Source organism: Roseovarius atlanticus (genome assembly GCF_001441615.1).
Classification (GTDB): domain Bacteria; phylum Pseudomonadota; class Alphaproteobacteria; order Rhodobacterales; family Rhodobacteraceae; genus Roseovarius; species Roseovarius atlanticus.
In genome coordinates this window covers 175273-194331 of sequence record NZ_LAXJ01000007.1, presented here as the reverse complement: position 1 = coordinate 194331, position 19059 = coordinate 175273, and the positions used below count along the sequence as shown (strand labels likewise).

23 protein-coding genes are annotated in these 19059 nt (G+C 64.5%); 15 read left to right on the top strand and 8 right to left on the bottom strand.

Features of this window, described 5'->3' with window-relative positions; genetic code table 11:
- Positions 1-13 precede the first annotated feature (13 nt).
- From XM53_RS23900 to lgt, 4 genes are all read right to left on the bottom strand, one after another.
- The gene (locus XM53_RS23900; RefSeq protein ID WP_268873917.1) at positions 14-142 is read right to left on the bottom strand and encodes a hypothetical protein; all 129 of its coding nucleotides are present in this window, start codon (positions 140-142) and stop codon (positions 14-16) included.
- 301 nt (positions 143-443) lie between these two features.
- A complete protein-coding gene (gene pgeF / locus XM53_RS08425) occupies positions 444-1199 on the bottom strand; it encodes a peptidoglycan editing factor PgeF (RefSeq protein WP_057792231.1) in 756 nt (251 codons plus the stop codon).
- Positions 1196-2263 carry a class I SAM-dependent methyltransferase gene (locus XM53_RS08420; protein WP_057792229.1) on the bottom strand — a complete coding sequence of 356 codons (1068 nt, stop codon included), beginning with the start codon at positions 2261-2263 and terminating at the stop codon, positions 1196-1198. Before XM53_RS08420 ends, pgeF begins: the two co-directional genes overlap by 4 nt.
- On the bottom strand, positions 2260-3168 hold the full coding sequence (gene lgt, locus XM53_RS08415) for a prolipoprotein diacylglyceryl transferase (protein WP_057792228.1): 909 nt from the start codon (positions 3166-3168) through the stop codon (positions 2260-2262). The genes XM53_RS08420 and lgt overlap by 4 nt, the downstream gene beginning before the upstream one ends.
- Before the next feature lie 97 nt (positions 3169-3265).
- On the opposite strand from lgt, the gene XM53_RS08410 reads away from it, so the two are divergent.
- From XM53_RS08410 to XM53_RS08370, 9 genes are all read left to right on the top strand, one after another.
- Positions 3266-3511 carry an accessory factor UbiK family protein gene (locus XM53_RS08410; protein ID WP_057792226.1) on the top strand — a complete coding sequence of 82 codons (246 nt, stop codon included), beginning with the start codon at positions 3266-3268 and terminating at the stop codon, positions 3509-3511.
- Between the two features lie 168 nt (positions 3512-3679).
- On the top strand, positions 3680-4753 hold the full coding sequence (locus tag XM53_RS08405; protein WP_057792224.1) for a VWA domain-containing protein: 1074 nt from the start codon (positions 3680-3682) through the stop codon (positions 4751-4753).
- Between the two features lie 221 nt (positions 4754-4974).
- The gene (locus tag XM53_RS08400) at positions 4975-5487 is read left to right on the top strand and encodes a hypothetical protein (RefSeq protein ID WP_057792222.1); all 513 of its coding nucleotides are present in this window, start codon (positions 4975-4977) and stop codon (positions 5485-5487) included.
- A 326-nt stretch (positions 5488-5813) separates the two neighbouring features.
- Complete coding sequence (locus tag XM53_RS08395) at positions 5814-6314, top strand: type III secretion system chaperone family protein (RefSeq protein WP_057792220.1); 501 nt, start codon at positions 5814-5816, stop codon at positions 6312-6314.
- Between the two features lie 176 nt (positions 6315-6490).
- Positions 6491-6961 (top strand): hypothetical protein, encoded by a 471-nt coding sequence (locus tag XM53_RS08390; RefSeq protein ID WP_057792218.1) that lies wholly within the window; start codon positions 6491-6493, stop codon positions 6959-6961.
- A 193-nt stretch (positions 6962-7154) separates the two neighbouring features.
- On the top strand, positions 7155-7970 hold the full coding sequence (gene proC / locus XM53_RS08385; RefSeq protein WP_057792216.1) for a pyrroline-5-carboxylate reductase: 816 nt from the start codon (positions 7155-7157) through the stop codon (positions 7968-7970).
- Positions 7963-8304 carry a tRNA-binding protein gene (locus tag XM53_RS08380; RefSeq protein ID WP_057792214.1) on the top strand — a complete coding sequence of 114 codons (342 nt, stop codon included), beginning with the start codon at positions 7963-7965 and terminating at the stop codon, positions 8302-8304. The genes proC and XM53_RS08380 overlap by 8 nt, the downstream gene beginning before the upstream one ends.
- Complete coding sequence (locus XM53_RS08375) at positions 8301-9257, top strand: 2-hydroxyacid dehydrogenase (protein ID WP_057792212.1); 957 nt, start codon at positions 8301-8303, stop codon at positions 9255-9257. The genes XM53_RS08380 and XM53_RS08375 overlap by 4 nt, the downstream gene beginning before the upstream one ends.
- Before the next feature lie 224 nt (positions 9258-9481).
- Positions 9482-10603 (top strand): beta-ketoacyl-ACP synthase III, encoded by a 1122-nt coding sequence (locus XM53_RS08370; RefSeq protein ID WP_057792210.1) that lies wholly within the window; start codon positions 9482-9484, stop codon positions 10601-10603.
- On the opposite strand, the gene XM53_RS08365 is transcribed toward XM53_RS08370, so the two are convergent.
- From XM53_RS08365 to XM53_RS08355, 3 genes are all read right to left on the bottom strand, one after another.
- Positions 10600-10854 carry a hypothetical protein gene (locus XM53_RS08365; protein ID WP_057792208.1) on the bottom strand — a complete coding sequence of 85 codons (255 nt, stop codon included), beginning with the start codon at positions 10852-10854 and terminating at the stop codon, positions 10600-10602. The two genes, XM53_RS08370 and XM53_RS08365, sit on opposite strands and share 4 nt — an antisense overlap.
- Positions 10855-10927: 73 nt before the next feature.
- Positions 10928-11341 (bottom strand): hypothetical protein, encoded by a 414-nt coding sequence (locus tag XM53_RS08360; RefSeq protein ID WP_057792206.1) that lies wholly within the window; start codon positions 11339-11341, stop codon positions 10928-10930.
- On the bottom strand, positions 11334-11927 hold the full coding sequence (locus XM53_RS08355; RefSeq protein ID WP_057792204.1) for a thymidine kinase: 594 nt from the start codon (positions 11925-11927) through the stop codon (positions 11334-11336). Before XM53_RS08355 ends, XM53_RS08360 begins: the two co-directional genes overlap by 8 nt.
- Before the next feature lie 135 nt (positions 11928-12062).
- Between XM53_RS08355 and XM53_RS08350 the strand changes: the two genes are divergently transcribed.
- On the top strand, positions 12063-12521 hold the full coding sequence (locus XM53_RS08350; RefSeq protein WP_057792202.1) for a hypothetical protein: 459 nt from the start codon (positions 12063-12065) through the stop codon (positions 12519-12521).
- 8 nt (positions 12522-12529) lie between these two features.
- Here XM53_RS08350 and XM53_RS08345 read toward each other — a convergent pair whose 3' ends face one another.
- A complete protein-coding gene (locus XM53_RS08345; RefSeq protein WP_057792200.1) occupies positions 12530-14113 on the bottom strand; it encodes an alpha/beta fold hydrolase in 1584 nt (527 codons plus the stop codon).
- Between the two features lie 126 nt (positions 14114-14239).
- On the opposite strand from XM53_RS08345, the gene XM53_RS08340 reads away from it, so the two are divergent.
- The 5 genes from XM53_RS08340 to aroA all read left to right on the top strand — a co-directional run bounded on the left by XM53_RS08340 (position 14240) and on the right by aroA (position 19020).
- Complete coding sequence (locus XM53_RS08340; RefSeq protein WP_057792198.1) at positions 14240-14938, top strand: DUF4339 domain-containing protein; 699 nt, start codon at positions 14240-14242, stop codon at positions 14936-14938.
- Complete coding sequence (locus XM53_RS08335) at positions 14935-15654, top strand: DUF4339 domain-containing protein (protein ID WP_057792196.1); 720 nt, start codon at positions 14935-14937, stop codon at positions 15652-15654. The genes XM53_RS08340 and XM53_RS08335 overlap by 4 nt, the downstream gene beginning before the upstream one ends.
- 33 nt (positions 15655-15687) lie before the next feature.
- Positions 15688-17082, top strand: a complete 1395-nt coding sequence (locus tag XM53_RS08330) for a GYF domain-containing protein (protein ID WP_057792194.1) — start codon at positions 15688-15690, stop codon at positions 17080-17082.
- Positions 17083-17129: 47 nt separating this feature from the next.
- Positions 17130-17495, top strand: coding sequence for a RidA family protein (locus XM53_RS08325; RefSeq protein ID WP_057792192.1), 366 nt, complete (start codon positions 17130-17132; stop codon positions 17493-17495).
- 178 nt (positions 17496-17673) lie between these two features.
- On the top strand, positions 17674-19020 hold the full coding sequence (gene aroA, locus XM53_RS08320; protein WP_057792190.1) for a 3-phosphoshikimate 1-carboxyvinyltransferase: 1347 nt from the start codon (positions 17674-17676) through the stop codon (positions 19018-19020).
- Positions 19021-19059 lie beyond the last annotated feature (39 nt).

The following is a 19059-nucleotide window of genomic DNA, read 5'->3' as shown; positions in this document are numbered from 1 at the left end:
GGTGTGGCGAGGATCAGGCGATGCGAAGCGCCGACGGCTTTGGTGCCACGCGGTTGGCATGGCGCACCCGGCGCGAGAAGGGCAGGTCGGGGGTGGCCTGCTGGCTCGTTTCGATCAGGGATTTCATCCAGCGCTTCTTCATGGTCTTTCCTCTCAACTCTTTTCTGCCTCGCCGCCTTGTGGGGCGTGTTGTTCTGATGACCTCATATTCCTCCCGGTTTTGGGCCATGGTTTGGCGGCGCGAAAAAAATTTCGAAAATTTTTGGGGTGGCGCGGACCGGAATGTGGTCTCTTCGTCCCAATCGTTTAGCCCCAGTAAAACAAGGTTAATCGAGGTTGGTGCTGCAGCAATCACTTGCGTGTCAGGGCGATTGTTTCCGGGATTGAGGCAATGTTGTGGGCGCAATTGCCCAGATCGCGACAGAATTTGCCTGCCGGGCGCGTTAGAGCCGGATGGCCGAGATCAAACGGCCATAATCGGCCTCGCCGTTATGGGTGGCGCGGCGGTAGGAAAAGAAGCGCTCGGCGTCGCTGTAGGTGCAATGGCGGGTCCATGTGGCGTCGCCCACGCCTGCGGCCCGCAAGCGGTGCAGGCCAAAGCCAGGCAGGTCGAAGTGGTACTTGCCGGGCTTGCCGTTGGTGAAGAAGCGGGTGTTGTCGGGGTTGTCGTCGGCGAAGCGTTCGAAGAATTCTTCGCCCACCTCGTAGGCGGGCTGGCTGATCGCGGGGCCGATCACGGCGGTGGTGTCGGCGCGGCTGGCGCCGAGGTCTTCCATCGCGTCGAGCGTTGATTCCAGCACGCCGTCGAAGGCCCCGCGCCAGCCGGCATGGGCGGCGCCGATGACCCCGGCCTTGCGGTCGGCGAAAAGGACGGGCTGGCAATCGGCAGTCAGGATCGCCAGCGCGAGGCCCGGCGTGGCGGTCACGATGGCGTCGGCCCTGGGCCGGGTGTCGGAGGGGCCCGTGGCCACGTGCACATCGGTGGAATGGGTCTGGTTGACGGTGATCAGGCGATCCTCGGCCACCTCCATGGCGCGGGCGACGCGGGCGCGGTTGATCGACACGATTTCGGACTGGTCGGACGAGCCCCGGCCGCAGTTCAGCCCGTGGAACACGCCCGAGGACGCCCCGCCCTTGCGGGTGAAGAAGCCGTGGGTGACAGGCGCGAGGCTGTCGTCGGTGAGGATTTCCAGTGTCATGGGTCCAGTCCGGGTGGGGGTGCGGCACCATCGGGATAGAGCGCCATCACCTTGAAGAGCGTCCCCATTTCATCGCGCCCGGTCAAGCGGTGAAACGCGGCATGGTGCGCCTCTAGCGTGGGGCCGCTCATTTGCGCGGCAAGCGCCTCGGCCCGTTGGGTGATGCCGAGGCGCGACAGGAACAGTGCCTGCGGTGTCAGGCGGGTGGTCTTGCAGGTGCCGTGCGCGGCGTCGGCCAGCGCCTCGAAATCGACATGGGCGGAGAGGTCGGCCGAGCCCGGCGCGGCCAGAATGTCGGCACGGTCATGGCCCTGCACGGCTTGCAACGTATCGCCAAGCGAGCGCCAGTCGCCGTAGTCGATGACGAGCGCCGCGCCGCCATGGGCCGCGATGCGGCGGGCCAGCGCATCGACGACGGGGGCGGCGGCGGGGCAGGTCTCGACGATGTCGCCTTGGGATGTGTCGTCGAGGCGATGATCGAGGGCCGGTTCGATACGCTTGGAATTGAGGCCGAGGGTCAGAGTGTCGTCAGAGACACCCACGACACGTTCGCACCAGCCGTCGCCCTGACGCTGGAACTGGCGGATGGGCAGCGCGTCGAAGAATTCGTTGGCGATTGAGAGCGTGGGCAGGTCGGGCAGCGTGCAGGCGCTGTCGTGCCAGGTGGGGGCATGGGAGGACAGGGTGTCGGCCTGCCGGGCGCGCAGGGCGGGGGAGGTTTCCACCAGGTGCGGTTGCAGCGCGTCGTGAAAGCCGGGTACGCCGCGCGTGGCGCGTAGGGCATCGGCCATCAGAGTGCCACGGCCGGGGCCGAATTCGACCAGCGACACGGGCGATGGCGCGCCCTGATCGAGCCAGGTCTGTGCAAGGCAGAGCCCGACGAGTTCGCCGAACATCTGACTGATTTCGGGCGCGGTGATGAAGTCGCCCGCCTTCCCGAACGGATCACGGGTGGCGTAATAGCCGTGCTGGGGGTGCATCAGGCACGCGGCCATGTAGGCGTCGAGGCGCATGGGTCCGGTCGCGGCGATCTCGGCCCGGAGGATTTCCGCCAGAGCGGTCATCCGGTGGCAGAGGCGCGGGCGTACTTGCGGTAGGCCAGCACCAGCGTGATCAACCCCATGGCGACCATCGGGATGCAGAGGATCTGGCCCATGGTCAGGCCGTAGCCGTTCACGTGCCACGCCAGGCCCAGCGGGTTGCCGGGGCTGACGAACTGCGCGTCGGGCTGGCGGACGAATTCGACGATGAACCGCCCGATGCCGTAGCCGGCGAAGAAGATGCCCGTGGCCGCACCGACGCGCTTCAGCAGGCCGCGGCGGAAGACGAGGTAGAGCAGGATCGCGCCGAGGATCAGCCCTTCCAGCGCGGCCTCGTAGAGTTGCGACGGGTGGCGGGCGCAGATGCCCACGGCGACACCCGCGCAATCCTGCGCCGCAGCCCCCGGGAAGATCACGCCCCAGGGCAGGTCGGTGGGACGGCCCCAGAGTTCAGCGTTGATGAAGTTGGCGATGCGGCCCAGGAGCAGGCCGACGGGGGTGACCGCGCAGAGGATGTCGGCGACGGTCAGCCAGCGGATGCCCTGCAGCTTTGAATATGTGATGCAGGCGATGATGACGCCCAGAAGCCCGCCGTGGAACGACATGCCGCCCTGCCAGATCAGCAGGATCTCGGCCGGGTTCTGCAGGTAATACATCGGCTGGTAAAAGAGCACGAACCCCAGCCGCCCGCCCAGAATGACGCCGAGGATGACCCAGGTGGCCAGATCCTCGACCTGTTTCACGGTCATGGGGGCCACATTGTCCTTCCACAGATGCGGACGGTTCACGGCCATCACGACCAGCCGCCAGCCGATCAGGATGCCCGCGATGTAGGACAGGGCGTACCAGCGCAAGGCGATCTCGAACCCGAAGACGGAGAACGAGAAAAGCTCGGACGAGATATCGGGGAAGGGGATCGCTGCTTTCATGAGCGCCTGTCTGCTGTTGGTGCGTGTCGAAGTCAACCTTGCCCCGACGCGGTTTGGTGCCCATATAGAGGTCAAGTGTAACGGAAGGTAGAGCGATATGCAGACGCGCAACAAGGTTCTGGACGATATCAGCCAACTGATGACGAACGCCATGGGCGTGGCGCAGGGCGCCAGGCAGGAGGCCGAGACGGCAATGTCGTCGATGGTGGACCGCTGGCTGACCGACCGCGATTTCGTCACCCGCGAGGAATTCGACGCGGTGCGCGCCATGGCGCAAAAGGCCCGCGAGGAGAACGAGGCGCTGAAGGCGCGGCTGGACGCGCTGGAGAAAGGCGCGAAGTAAACTCCTTTGAAGGGCTGGAGTATGTGGCGCGGTTCGGCAACGAGCCGCGCTTTTTCGTGTGGATGGGAAAACTTGGCCGCCCGCGCAGAAAACCGGATATAGGAACTCGGAAGGGCTGTGGGGAGAGGGATCATGCGCAGTTTAGTGGTATGGGCGGCAGGTGTCTTGATGGCAGTGCCGGTCGTTGCGCAGGAAGGCAGCGTCGACTGCCAGGCGGTGCTGAACGAAGTGCTGGCGGACCGGCCCACGGATTTCCAATCGTGCGTGGTTGAGATCGAGCCGGTTGATTTGCGCCAGTGCGACGCGCCGGAGACGGCGACCGGACGGCCAAGTAGCCATATCCTGCTGGCGATTGACGCCTCGGGCTCGATGGCGGGGCGCGTCGGGGGCGAGACCAAGATGGCGGCGGCCAAGCGCGAGGCGCTGGGGTTCCTGCGGGACATGCCGGAGGAAATGTCGGTGGGCCTGGTGGTTTATGGCCACAAGGGCAACAACGAGGAGTCCGGCAAGGCGGAATCTTGCGCCGCATCGGAGCTGGTGCACGGGTTCGATGCGCCGCGATCGGCGCTGCAAGCCAGCATCGGGGCGTTGGAGCCTGTAGGCTGGACACCGCTGGGCGGTGTGCTGGCTTACTCGGGCGAGGTGGTCGCGGGGCTGGAGCCGCTCAAGGAGGGCGATCTGGCGCCGGTGGTCTATCTGATTTCGGACGGGGAAGAGACCTGCGACGGGGATCCGGCTGCGCAGGCGGCGGCGCTGTACGAGGCCGGTGTGCGCACGACGGTCAACACCATCGGGTTCGATGTGGATGCCGAGACGGCGGCGCAGCTGGAGGCCATCGCCGAGGCGGCGGGCGGCACGTATTATCCCGCCGACGATGTGGCCGCGTTGCGCCGGCAGCTTGATGCGATCAAGGCGGCGGAGGCGTCACTGGCGCGGTACCAGAATTGCGTGAATGCCAATTTGGGCCGGATCGGGGTGCCCTATCAAAACGCGCGGGTCGCGCTGGCGGGATGCTATGCGCGGAACGATCCGATGAAGGCGAAAGCGGCGCTGATCAACCGCGCGCGCAAGGCCGAGCGTGATACGACGCCAGAGGCGGCGTGCGCGGAGATGCTGACGGCGCACGCGCTGGCGATGGAGTCGGACGACGGCTTCTTGAATCGGCAATTCAAGGCGTGGAGCGCAGAGGCGGATGCCACGATGGAGGCCTATCGCGAGGAGATGCGGCTGGACGCGGAGTAGGGGGCGGTCGTGGGTTTTCACCCACCCTACGCGGTTCCGAAGAACGTGATTGCCGGTAAGAGTCCGCGCGTCGGGTGGCTGGATTTCGGCACGATGCTGCTGATGTGCCGCGTGCCAGCGTGTTCGGGAAATCCGTATGGAACACGTGGCGCGGTCGTTGCATTTCCCCGGTACATTCACGCGGGCCAGACGCCCGCAAGATGGAAAGAGGAGAAGTCCTTATGAAGACGACGTTCACATCCGCACTGGCAATCGCTGCCTTGGCATCTGCACCTGTCATGACTTTCGCCGCGAGCGACGAGGCAAACAAGGTCAAGACTGAGAACGAAGCGAGCGTGACGGAACAGGTTGGTGATACTGTCTATGCCATCGGAGAAAGCACGACGGACACCGCGCAAGCCGGGTTCGATGCCATGGGTGGCGTGGCCGAAGACGCCTATGATGCCGCCAGCGACGTGACGGCGGAGCTGGATGCCGCGCTGACGGGCGATGCGAAGGTTTACACCACCGATGGTGAGCTGATCGGCACGTATAACGACGCGGATTCCCAAGGCAACATCGCGGTCGTCGATCTGGACGGCGAGATGGAGGGTGCTGACAATCGCGCCGTTGAGCGTGCAGGCATTCCGCTGAACGCGCTGATGGTGGGCGACGACGGTGTGACCGTCAACATGACCAAGGCCCAGTTCGAGACGGCGCTGAAAGCGAACGCACGGACAAGCTCGGGCGGTTAAGTCGCCGGATACAGGTTGAAATTCAATTCAATGGCTGCCTTCGGGCAGCCATTTTCATGTTGACGCGCCCGCCTTTGATCGATGTGACGCGGCTTCAAGCGTGAGGGATGTCGGCGGGATGACGCCAGTTTATCCGCACCCATCGCTTGATGAAATTTTCATGTCATCCACAACTTATTGCGGTTATCCCCAAGAAATAGCTTTACAGGTCGTAAATCCGCCCTCACCATATCTTGTAGGAAAAGCGGGAATGAACCCCTTTCCTAGAGCAGGCAGCTAGCGTTTGGGGCGCTGCCAGCCCCCGCTACAACACACGAGGTGGCGCCATGGCACTTTCCGAGCAGTACTTTTCAGAAGACCTTCATCCCATCGACATCGTCGAACACCTGGCCGAGCATCACGACTGGGATTTCGACCGGATCGGCGACGACCAGATCGCGATGGCGGTGGAAGGACAGTGGCGGACCTATTCGATCACGCTGGCCTGGTCGGCCTATGACGAGACGCTGCGCATGGTCTGTACCTTCGAGATGGAGCCGCCCGAGGACAAGCTGCCGGTGCTGTATCACGTGCTGAACGACGTCAATGACCAGTGCTGGGCCGGTGCGTTCACCTTCTGGGCCGAGCAGCAGCTGATGGTCTATCGCTATGGCCTGGTAATGGCGGGCGCGCAGGCGATCAGCCCCGAACAGATCGACACGCTGATCGGGGCCGCGGTGATGAGTGCCGAGCGGTTCTATCCGGCGCTGCAACTGGTGGTGTGGGGCGACCGCACGCCGAAGGAAGCGATGCAGATCGCAATTGGCGAGGCTTACGGCCGGGCCTGACCGCGCAACACGGCATAGTTATGCAATGCAAGATCGGGGGCGTGCCGCAGGGCGCGCCCTTTTTATGTTGTGAACCGCATCCGGGGCGGGCCGTCTTCTCGGTGCCATATTTATGCCGGATCGGGAAGGTTAACCTCTTGCACGTGGAAAGTGAGGCGTATCGAAGGAGGTGCGCGATGTCGTTTTTCCCGAGTGCGCTTGGCCTATTGGTCGGTGCCTGTTTCATTCTTGTCAGCGTCATTCCGGACGCGCTCGAGATCTCTCCCGTGCCGGTGCCACTGCGGGTCTTTATCTTCGCCATCGGCACGGCGCTGCTGGTATTTGCCGCAGGTGCCCTGCGACACGCTATCAGGGCACGCGAGGTGTTGGCAACGGACACGCCGCAGCGCGTTGTGGCCAGCGTGACCGTCGACAGCGGCTGTGACACCACGACCTACACGGTGCACACGACGATAGACGGTGAGGCGTGGGCTGTTCCGGCCTATTACGGCAAAGGCGTGGCGCGGCTGGAGGACGGAAGCGCGGGGGAGGTGCTGGCGTGGTGTGATCCGGTCTCGGGCGCGCCAGTGGCCTTTTCGGTGGATGGGCACATGGTGCGGACATATCCGCGTCCGTTGAAGCGGCTTTCAGGCGCCGCACAGGGTTGAGCCGCCAGCGCTTCTATGAGACGCGGGGGTGGTCCTGCAAATTTCGTTAACATCTCGGCGATAAAGCCCGGTGGTTGAGCATGTCGCCCGGTCTTTTGCGCGGGCTGTGGCCGAGGGGGCGATGCCGTATTGCAGGGCCGCAATACGGGGACTATCAACCCCGTGAAAGACAAGGAAAGAGGGGCGCACCGGAATGGATATGCAGCATGTGGCCGACAAGGGCCTGGTCCTGTTGGGCTGTGGCAAGATGGGGTCGGCGATGCTGGCCGGGTGGCTGGAGCGCGACTTGCCGCCTGCCTCGGTCTGGGTGATCGACCCCAAGCCGTCGGACTGGCTGAAAGGGACGGGCGTGCATCTGAACGCCGATCTGCCAGAACGTCCAGCCATCGTGCTGATCGCCGTCAAGCCGCAGATGATGGGCGAGGCGCTGCCCACTATCGCGGCGATGGGCGGCGGCGGGACGCTGTTCGTCTCGGTCGCCGCGGGCACGCCGATCGAGGCGTTCGAGGCGGCGTTCGGCAGCGACAGCCCGATCATCCGCGCCATGCCCAACACGCCTGCCGCCGTGGGCCGGGGCATCACGGCCATCGTCGGCAATGACGAAGTGAGCGGCGATCAGATGGACCTGGCCGAGGCGTTGTTGAAGGCCGTGGGACAGGTTGTGCGGCTGGAGGGCGAGCACCAGATGGACGCGGTCACGGGCGTGTCGGGGTCGGGGCCGGCGTATGTGTTTCACATGATCGAGTGCATGGCACAGGCGGGCGAGGCCGAGGGACTGTCGCCGGAGCTGGCGATGCAGCTGGCGCAGGCCACGGTCGCCGGTGCGGGCGCGCTGGCCGAGGCTGCGGACGAGACACCTGCGCAGCTGCGCGAGAACGTCACCAGCCCGAACGGCACCACGCAGGCGGGGCTGGAGGTGCTGATGGACGAGGACACCGGGCTGCCGCCCCTGATGAAGGCGACGGTGAAGGCCGCCGCCGACCGCTCGAAGGAGCTGCGCCGTGGCTGACGAGATCACGTTCGACGACTTTCTGAAGGTGGATATCCGGGTGGGCAAGATCACGCGGGCCGAACCTTTTCCGGAGGCGCGGAAACCCGCGATCAAGCTGTGGGTCGATTTCGGAGAGGAGCTGGGCGAGAAGAAAAGCTCGGCCCAGATCACCAAGCATTACAGCCCTGAGGGCCTTGTGGGTAAGCAGGTGATGGCTGTTGTGAACTTTCCGGCGCGCCAGATCGGGCCGGTCATGTCCGAGGTGCTGGTGCTGGGTGTCAGTGACGCGGACGGTGGAATCGTCCTGTTATCGCCGGATCTCGCTGTGCCTCTTGGAGGGCGGATGCATTGAAACGGGTCTATTTCACGCGGCCCCTGCCCGAAAGCGTGGCCGACATGGCGCGCGCGCATTTCGAGGTCGAGATGCGCGAAGAGAACACGCCGCTGAAGATCGGGCAGATGCGCGCGGCGCTGAACCTTTATGACGGCGTGCTGATGATGTTCGGCGACACGTTTTCGTCCGAGGTGTTCCGCGAGGCGCAGAACCCGCGCTGCAAGGTGCTGGCGAATTACGGCGTGGGGATCAACCATATCGACCTGGCGGCGGCGCGGTCGGCGGGGGTCCTGGTGACCAACGTGCCCGGTGCCGTCACCGAGGCCACGGCGGATATCGGCATGACGCTGATCATGATGAGCGCGCGGCGCGCGGGCGAGGGCGAGCGCATGGTCCGTGCGGGCAAGTGGCCCGGCTGGAACCCGACGCAACTGTTGGGGACGCATGTGACGGGCAAGACCGTGGGGATCATCGGCATGGGCCGGATCGGTGCGGCGATTGCGCAGCGCTGTCATTACGGGTTCGACATGGACGTGATCTATTGGTCGCGGAGCGAGAAGGAACTCAGCTTTCCGACCGAGCGGGTGAGAACGCTCGAAGAGCTTTTGGCGCGCGCCGATTTCGTTGTGGTTGCCCTGCCTGTCAGCCCTAACACGCATCATCTGATCGACGCAGAGGCGCTGGCATTGATGTCCCGCCACGCGCATTTGATCAACATCGCGCGGGGTGACATCGTGGACGAGGCGGCGCTGATCGCCGCGCTTCAGGAAGGCCGGATCGCCGGCGCGGGCCTTGATGTCTACGAGAACGAACCGGAGGTGCCCGAGGCGCTGAAGGCGCTGGAGAATGTGGTGCTGCTGCCGCATATGGGCACCTCGACGCTGGAGGTGCGCGAGAAAATGGGGCGCGTGGCGGTGGAGAACCTGCGCGCGGCGCTGGCCGGGGAGACGCCGCCGAACCTGGTGAATTGACGGGGCCGGCGAGTGGTGGGGTGAAACCCCACCCTACGGCAGACGAACAATTCGGTTCATGAGGCGACTTGGGCGGGAACGGGTGACCGCGGGCAGAGCGGATGCGTATCCGCAAACGCCGGTGCGACGCCTGCGGCCGTTCGCACAGCCAGTGTATCGCCGCGTTTCGCTTGACCTTGCGGCAGGGTTCTGGCGTGGTGGCCGCCACGTCGAGGGAGAGAGACATGTTCAAGCCTGCGATTACCGGCACGGGTGTTTTCACGCCGGAAGAGACCATCACCAATGATGAGCTGGTCGTGGCGTTCAACGCCTATGCCGAGCGGTTCAACGCCGAGAACGCGGACGCCATCGCGGCGGGCGAGGTGGAGCCCAAGGCGCCGTCCTCAACGGAGTTCATCGTCAATGCCTCGGGCATCGAGCAGCGCTACGTAATGGACAAGTCCGGCGTGCTGGACCCTGACGTGATGCACCCAAGGCTGCGCGAGCGGTCGAACGACGAGCCGGGCATCATGGCGGAAATGGCGCTGGATGCCTGCGGCAAGGCGCTGGCGCAGGCGGGGCGCGAGGCGGGCGAAGTCGATCTGATCATCTGTGCCGCCAGCAACCACGAGCGGCCTTATCCGGCGGTGGCCATCGAGATTCAGCAGTTGCTGGGCGCGCAGGGCTTTGCCTTTGACATGAACGTGGCCTGTTCGTCGGCCACGTTCGGCATTCAGGCGGCGGCCGACATGGTGCGGTCGGGCAGCGTGCGCTGTGCCATCGTTGTCAGCCCCGAGATCTGTTCGGGCCACCTGGAGTGGCGCGACCGGGATTGTCATTTCATCTTCGGGGACGTGTGTACGGCAGTGGTGATCGAGCGGGCCGAGGACGCCAAAGGCGCGCATTTCATCGTGCAGTCGACCCGTTGTGCCACGCAGTTTTCCAACAACATCCGAAACAACAACGGCTTTCTGCGGCGCACTCGCGACCCGGAGTTGCACGACCGGCGCGACATGCAGTTCGTGCAGGAGGGACGCAAGGTGTTCAAGGAAGTGCTGCCGCTTGTCAGCGCGCATATCGCGCAGCATTTGGCGGACGAGGGTGTGGAGGCGGATCGTCTGAATCGCCTGTGGTTGCATCAGGCGAACAAGACGATGAACGATTTCATCGGGCGCAAGGTGATGGGGCGGGTGCCGGAGGCGGACGAGCAGCCGAATATCCTTCAGGATTATGCGAATACGTCGTCCGCGGGGTCGATCATCGCGTTTTCGAAATACTCCGACGACTTGCAGCCGGGCGATACCGGGCTGATCTGTTCGTTCGGTGCCGGGTATTCAGTGGGTTCGGTACTGGTCGAGCGGGCCTAGACTTCGGGTGCGTCCGGTCTTGGGATCACGCCCTGGTCGCGGGGATCTGCCTCGGGGCTCCATTCCGGATCCTGGCGTTTGATCCGCTGCGAGATCATGTAGCTGGTGGGCCAGGCGAGCAGGAAGCCCGCGACAGCGCCGATAGCGACAGTCCAGACGGAATAATACCCCAGCGAAAAGCCGGCAATCACGATGGCGCCGGTGATGAAACTGCCGCTGAGAAGCGTGAGGTAGAGGGACAGGCGGTCCATGTCGGTCTCCTTTGCGTTACGTTGGGGAAACGTGCAGGTAGCAGGCCGGGTTCCCTCTGCCGGGCCGCGCGCGTCATTCGGCGCAGGTGGAGCCGGGGCCGGAGGCGTATGACCAGTCGACGGCGCAGCCTGCGTTGTCGAAGGCGAATATCTGGGCGTTCTCATCCTCCGTCGAGAAGGGCAGCGCGGGTTCCACCGTCACGCGCAGCCATGTCTGCACGGTGTCGGGGGTGACGCACCAGTCGAAATGCGGTTCTTGCACCGCGTTCCAGCCGCGGGCGCGGGCAACGCCGGTGATGTCGGCGGCGCGCACGCAATCGGTGTCGGGCAGGTCGGCCAGGAACGCCTGCCGCGCCTCGGTATGAGCGGCGGTGGTGTCAACGGGGGGAACCAGGTCGAGTGTCTTGACCGCGTAGACAAGATACCCTGCGACGACAAGAAACACGACGCCAAGACCGAAAGCGATATATTTGATCGAGTTATACATTCCGGAACGTATCACCCGTAGCCTCGCGCCAGTGGCGGCGGCAGAGGCTTTGATATGTCTCGTTTCCGCCAATTTGGATCTGGGCGCCGTCCGTCACCACGTTTCCCTGCGCGTCGCGGCGCACGACCATGGTGGCCTTCTTGCCGCAATGGCAGATGGTGCGGACCTCGCGCATCTCGTCGGCCAGCGCCAGAAGGGTGGCGGAGCCGGGAAAGAGATGACCGCGGAAATCGACGCGCAGGCCGTAGCACATGACTGGCACGCCCAGGTCATCGACAACGCGGGCGAGTTGCCAGACCTGTGGCTCGGTCAGGAACTGCGCCTCATCGACAAAGATGCAGGCCAGCGGGCCCGTGGCCAGGAGCGCGTCAAGGCGCGCGAACAGATCGTCGTCGACGGTGAAGGTGTCGGCTTCGGCCCCGATGCCGATACGCGAGCCGATCCGCGCGGGCCCGGCGCGATCATCGAGCGCGGCGGTCAGCAGGTGGGTGTTCATGCCACGTTCGCGGTAGTTATGACTGGCCTGCAACAACAGCGTGGACTTGCCGGCATTCATTGTCGAGTAATGGAAATAGAGCTTGGCCATGGGCTGAGTTATCCGCATGAAAGGCGCGGGATCAAGCCTGCCGCAAGGTACGTGACATCCGGGAACGTAAGGTTTTCCACCATTGCGGCGCCGACAGGCAACCCGGATAACGGCCCGAAGAAGGGAACGCGTGCGATGTCGAAGGCTGGATCATACCTCAAGAAACACACCGAGGCGCTGGTCAAGGACGTGGGCGTCGAGCCTGCGTGCACACTGACCGGCAAATCCAAGGCGACGTTGGGGCGCTATTATTCGGATCATGACGAACATGCCGACCGGTTCATGCCGGTCGACGCGGTGGCCGCGCTGGAGGCGGCGGCGTCCTATCCGCACGTGACCGCCGCGCTGGCGGAGCTGAACGGCACGCAGCTGAGCTTTGACGACGCAAGGCGCAACGACAGCGGCACGGGCGGTGTCAACGCGGACGTGATCGCGTTGTCACAGCGGTTCGCGATGCTGATGGCGGAGTATCATCAATCGATCGGGGACGGAGTGATTTCGGCCGCAGAGGCCAGGCGTTTGCTGAAGGAGACTCTGGCGCTTCAACAGGTGCTGGTCGACATCAAGCTGCACCTGGAAGACGGGTCTCATTAAGTGGCGCTTCAGCCGGTCGTGTCCGCCACCCGGTCCCACACGGTTTCGGCGGCAGTGGCGCCGATGAAGTGGCCGCCTTCGATGGTGGTGACTTTGCCGGCAAGGGTGGCGGGCAATTGGGCGGACATCTCGGCCGATGACAGCATCGGGTCGTCGCGCCCGTGCAGGATGGACATCGGCATTTTCAACGCCTGCATCTCTTGGTGGACACTGCGGAAGTCGAAGCCGAAATCGGCGGCCACGCCGCGCAGCGAACTGGTGTAGATGTCCGAGAACATCGCATAGCTGCTGTCGCCATTGGCGAAGGGCCGTTCAAGCACCGCGTGATCGCTGGCGTTGCCGCCGAAAAGCTGGATCAGTGCGGCGCGGCAGGTCTTTTCGCTGAGATAGTATTTCTTGAAACGCCAGGTCACGGCCTTGAAGAGCCGCGAATTGGTCACGAGACCACGGACCGCGTCGAAGAAGCCGCCAAGTTTGCCCTCGCGCAGGGTTTCGGCCTGAAGCAAGGTCGGCGAGACGAGGGTCAGCGCGGTCACGTCACCTGGCGCCTCGTAGGCAAGGCGCACAGCGGCACGGGCGCCGGTGGAATTGCCCAGCACGGCGCAGGGGTGACCGATATATTCGCGGATCAGCCCGTGGGCGTCGTCGACCCACTGACGCAGAAGATCGTCCTGTCCGAATAGCGACGAGGTGGGCCGGATTTCAAGATAGCCCTCGCGGATCGGCGTGATCACCCGCAGCCCCAGCTGGGCCAGGTGCGGGGAAGCGTCGCGCATCAGCAGGGCGAAAAGCACGCCGTGGCATAAAAGCACCGGCGTGCCTGTGGCGGGGCCGAACTCGACGAAGTTGACCAGCCGCCCGCCCGACAGGCGGCGCGACAGAAGGCGCGCATCCTGCGACAGGTAGCGGGCGAAGAAGGGTTCGACAAAGCCGGCATGGCTGGCCTCGCCTTCGGAGATCGAGATGAAGTGGACCATCTGGCCCAGCAGCTTGGTGATCAGCTCGCGCTGGCCCGAACACATCAACTTGCCGCAGGCGTTCTTGAGATGGGCGCGCTTGGTCTCGTACGACAGTGCGTCGAGATCGGCCGCGGCGCGCAGGCTGGCGCCGCCGATCACCTGGAACACGGTGCGGATCTCGGCCTGGGTCAGCCCGCTTTCGTCGTTGAAGATGTCGAGGAACTCGGAAAAGAGCAGCTGGGTGACGGCGAACCCGCGCAGCCGGCGCTTGCCCACCGAATCGCGGTTGGAGGGCGTGATCGGCACGTACCAGAACAGCATCTGTGCCTTTGCGTTCCACGAGATCTGGCCCGCCGCAAGCCCGTGCCGTGCCACGTTGTCCAAGATTGCTGCCACCGCCGGGTTGTCGGTGCCGGCTGGCAGAATGCGCGTGGAATGGTCGGTAATGCTGGACAATCCGCCACGCAGGGGCTTGCCGGACATATCGAAGTCTGCCCACGCCAGATCATCCTCGATGGCGGCTTCGGCGACCTTGAGACGTTTGGCGACATAGTCGCGCGCTTCGCGGGCCTTGTCCCGCGGCAATATCGAAAACACCGACGCGAGGTCGGCGTCATAATCCCCAACTGGCATGGTCTTCCCCAAAACCAGCCCTGACCTTATCGGGCCGTGACGGTGCCAAGATACCCAATTGGGTGATGTGCGCCTAGTCAGATTCTGTGAGCCTTGGGCTTTGAGATGGTCAGCGGGGCGTTGGGTATGGAATCATTGGGGAAAATCGCGGCACGGCTGCTGGGGGCACTGGTGCTGTGCGTCGGGATCTGGCTGGTCCCGATGCCTGCGGCCGCGCAGGAGTTGCCCCCGCTCGAAGGATATTACGTCGTCGAGAACGGTCAGGCGGTCGGGCCGCTGCCGGCCTCGGAGATAGAGGCGCGGGTTCGCGACGGGCGTCTGTCGGAACGCTCGCTGGTGTGGCGACAGGGCATGAACGACTGGGAGGAGGCCCGCTTCAGGCCGGACCTGGGGCCGCTTATCGGCTCGCCCAGAGCCGCCGAGGCCGACCCGGCCTTCAACGTGCGGGATTTTGGGACGTACCTTCAGGGCAGTTGGACAAGCGACCCCGCCCAGACCGATATACCGGATATGGGACAGGCCAGCGTCGTCAACACCATCGCCTTCGGCGCCGACGGAACGTTCAGGTCGCTGACAAAGATGAGCACGGTTCCGGGGGCGCCGCAGCCGATGTCGGTGAATGTCGAGGGCACCGGAACCTACACGCTGAGCGGCGCGAATGGCGAGACGGTGACGATCAGCTTTCTTGGCACGTCGCTGACCAAGATCGAGGGGCAGCCCGGCAACGGTTTTCCCGACCAGTTGCAGTTCGACGCCACGATCAAGGCGATGGACCAGAGCACGTTCATTGAGGACGGCAGCACTTATCGAAAGGCGGCGCAATGACACGGTCTTGTGAAATCGAGCAGAAGACCTATTCGGTGCGCCATCATGGCGCACGTCTTGTTCTGGCTCTTGCGACGACACTGATGCTGTTGGGCTGGGGCGGGCCCGGTGCCGCGCAGCAAATGACAGCGGACGGACTTTACGTGGTCGAGAACGGTCAGTCGGTGGGGCCCTTGACCCATACCGAAGTTCAGCAGCGCGTCCGCGACAAAAGACTAACCCGCGAGACCATGGTGTGGATGCCGGGCATGGCAGATTGGCGCCCGGCCCGGACGTTGAAGGAAGTGGCGCAGATCTTCAGCGACATGGAGCAGGCGCCGCCGCCGCCGCCCCAGCGCGACTATGTCGCCTTTCTCGAGGGCGATTGGGAAAGCGGACCGAAACAGCAGACGGTCGAGGGCGTCGGGCTGGGCACGATGACGCTGCGGATGACCTTCAACAAGCTGGGATCGTTCGATCTGTTGCAGCGGTTCGACGTGCCGACATCGGGTGGCATGTTCAGCGCCAAGACGACCGGCAAGGGCAGCTTCGAGGTGACGAAACCGACGCCCCAGAGCTTTGACCTGGAATTGTCGGGCACCAGCGAGACGACGTCGAACCACCCTCAGGGCAGTGTGCCGGAAATCGGCAACATCTTTCGCCGTGTGACCATCAAGGTGATAGACGAGAACACGATCGACGATAACGGCACGATCTTGCGGCGGTCGAATTTCTGAAGGGTATCGAAACGCAACTGATTGGGGATTGCGATGACGAAAACGGATTTCCTGCGGCCGATGCGGGCGCATATAGTGGCTGTGATTGTCGGCCTGGCACTGGCGCTGGCGCTGACCGTGCCTGCGGGCATGGCGGAGGCGCAAAGCTCGTCCTCGGTCACGGTGAACGGTGTGAAGATCACCATCACCGGGGGCGGCTCGCAAAGCATATCGACCACGTCGAGCGGTGCGGAGATCGTGATCGACGGGCGCGAAATCGTCATCGACGGCACGACGATTTCGCTGGACGGGTCGTCGGTCGACAGCGGTGAATTCGAGGAGGTCGAGATCATCGTCGAGGGCAACACCACCCGGATCGTGGTCGACGGCCGGGAGGTGATCACCAGCACACGCTCGGGCGCGCCTTCGAATGACGGCGACGGAGAATTGAGCGAAGCGGCCAAGCTGAACAACCTCGGCGTGGCCTATTACCGCGGCGACGGGGTCGAGCAGAGTTTCGAGAAGGCGATCGAGTATTACGAACAGGCCATGGCGCTGGGCAGTACGATCGCCGCCGACAACCTGGCCAACATGTTCTGGTACGGGGTCGAGGGCATCCCCGAGGACGAGCCGCGGGCAGTGGGCTATGCCAAGGTGGCGGTCGAGGACGACCATCCGAACTCTGTATACATCATGGGGATCGCCTATCTTCAGGCGATCACGGTCGAAAAGGACGTTGATCTGGCGCTGGAGCTTCTGAACCGCGCGGGGGACGAAGAGCGCACCGATGCGCTGAACCAGCTGGGCGTGGAATATGCGCGCGGCGAGCACGTGCCCAAGGACGATGCCAAGGCGGCAGCTTATTACCTGCGTGCCGCGGACCTGGGAAACCGCGTATCGCAGTCCAACTATGCCTGGTTCCGCTGGCAGGGCCGCGGCGGCGAGAAAGATGCCGCCGAAGCGCTGCGCTATGCGCTGATGTCGGCCGAGCAGGGCAACACCAGCGCAACCTACCTGGCTGGCGTGATCTACTATCACGGCGGCGAGGGTGTGGAGGTGAACATGGCCGAGGCCGCACGGATGTTCGAGGTCGCCGCGCTGGACGGCCACCCGACTGCGGCCTTCAACCTGGGTGTGATGTATCGCGATGGCGACGGGGTGGAAAAGAGCCTCGACCGGGCGATCGAGTGGATGCAGGTGGCGCTGGACCGCGGGCACGAGGATGCTGCGGGCGAGCTTGAGCGGTTGAAGAAAAGCCGCGGCGAGGCGCAGCCCCCACAAGAGGCAATTTGGTGGTTCGCCGAGGGCCAGCAGCAGGTCGGGCCGATGACGCTGAATGACCTTCGTGCCGAGATGGCGGCAGGTCGGGTCGGAGACCAGACGCTGGTGTGGCGCAAGGGCATGACGGACTGGGCCATGGCCGGCAGCATCGGGGAACTGGCGCAGTAGCGCGGGCCGCGTTATGACGGGGCGAGTATAGGCAGAGGAGCCCCGTCATGACAGATATCATCCGCCACCACACCGCCGCCCGCATGAGCCAGATCGTGATCCACGGCGAGACGATCTATCTCGCCGGCCAGGTGGGCAATCGCGGCGACAGCGTGGCCGACCAGACCCGCACTTGTCTTGAGAAGGTCGAGGCGCTGTTGGGCGAGGCGGGGTCTGATGCGACGCGGATCCTGCAATGCACGATCTGGCTGTCCGACATGGCCGATTTCGCCGAGATGAACGAGGTGTGGGACAGCTGGGTTCCCGAAGGTCATGCGCCCGCAAGAGCCTGCGGCGAGGCGAAGCTGGCGCATCCCGAGTTGAAGGTGGAACTGCTGGTCACGGCTGCGGTGCGCCCGCGCGACGGCAAGTGACTTAAAGGAGTGGCTGCGCCAACCAGGTTTGGTTGATTTGGGGGGCAGCCCCCAAACTCAGTTAAGATTGGGGGCCAGCCCCCAAACCCCCGGATATTTATGGCCAGAGGAAAGGCACGATGGACGCTGCCCGGGGGCTGCGTTATCAGCGCATCAGGTTTTGAAAGAAGGATCTCCGATGTCTGGTCATGGCGCGCCTGTTCCTATGCAATCCAGCCTGTCGTCTGGCCTGAAAGGCGAGGCGCATGTGCCGGGCGACAAGTCGATCTCGCATCGTAGTCTTATATTGGGCGCGCTCAGCGTCGGCGAGACCGTGGTGACCGGCCTGCTGGAAGGCGAGGACGTGCTGGATACGGCCAGGGCCATGCGGGCCATGGGCGCGAAAGTGGCGCGCGACGCCGATGGCGTGTGGCGCGTGCATGGCGTGGGTGTCGGCGGGTTTGCCGAGCCTGGTCAGGTGATCGACTGCGGCAATTCGGGCACGGGCGTGCGGCTGATCATGGGGGCGATGGCGACATCGCCCATCACCGCGACGTTTACCGGCGATGCCAGCCTGAACGGGCGGCCCATGGCGCGGGTGACCGACCCTCTGGCGCTCTTCGGCGCGCGCGCCGTGGGGCGCGCGGGCGGGCGGTTGCCGATGACCATCGTCGGCGCGCGCGAGCCGGTGCCGGTGCGTTACGTGGTGCCGGTGCCGTCGGCACAGGTGAAGTCGGCCGTGCTTTTGGCGGGGCTGAACGCACCGGGGCAGACCGTGGTGATCGAGCGCGAGGCGACGCGCGATCATACGGAGCGGATGCTGGCCGGGTTTGGGGCCGAGATCTCGACCGAGGTCACCGAGGAGGGCCGGGTCATCACACTGACCGGGCAGCCCGAATTGACACCCCAGACCATTGTCGTGCCGCGCGACCCGTCGAGCGCGGCTTTCCCGGTCTGCGCGGCGTTGATAACCGAAGGGTCGGACGTGCTGGTGCCCAATATCGGGCTGAACCCGACGCGTGCGGGGCTTTTCACCACGCTGCGCGAGATGGGTGCGGACCTGACCTATGAGAACGAGCGCGAGGAAGGCGGCGAGCCGGTGGCGGACCTGCGGGCGCGGTTTTCGCCGGACATGCAAGGCATCGAGGTACCGCCCGAGCGCGCGGCGAGCATGATCGACGAATACCCGGTGTTGTCGGTCGTTGCGGCCTGCGCGACGGGGCGGACGGTGATGCGCGGGGTCAAGGAACTGCGCGTCAAGGAAAGCGACCGGATTGACGCGATGGCCGCGGGACTGCGTGCCTGTGGCGTGACGGTCGAGGACGGCGAGGATTGGTGGATCGTCGAAGGGATGGGCGCGGGCGGCGTGCCGGGCGGGGCGACCTGTGCCAGCCATCTGGACCACCGGATCGCGATGTCTTTTCTGGTGCTGGGTCTGGCCAGCCGGGATCCTGTGACGGTGGATGATGGCGGGCCGATCGCCACCTCCTTTCCGGTATTCGAGGCGCTGATGGCGGGTCTGGGCGCGGAGATGCGGCGGGTTTGAGTGCGGGCCCAAGATTATTCGTACGAATAATCTTGGGCG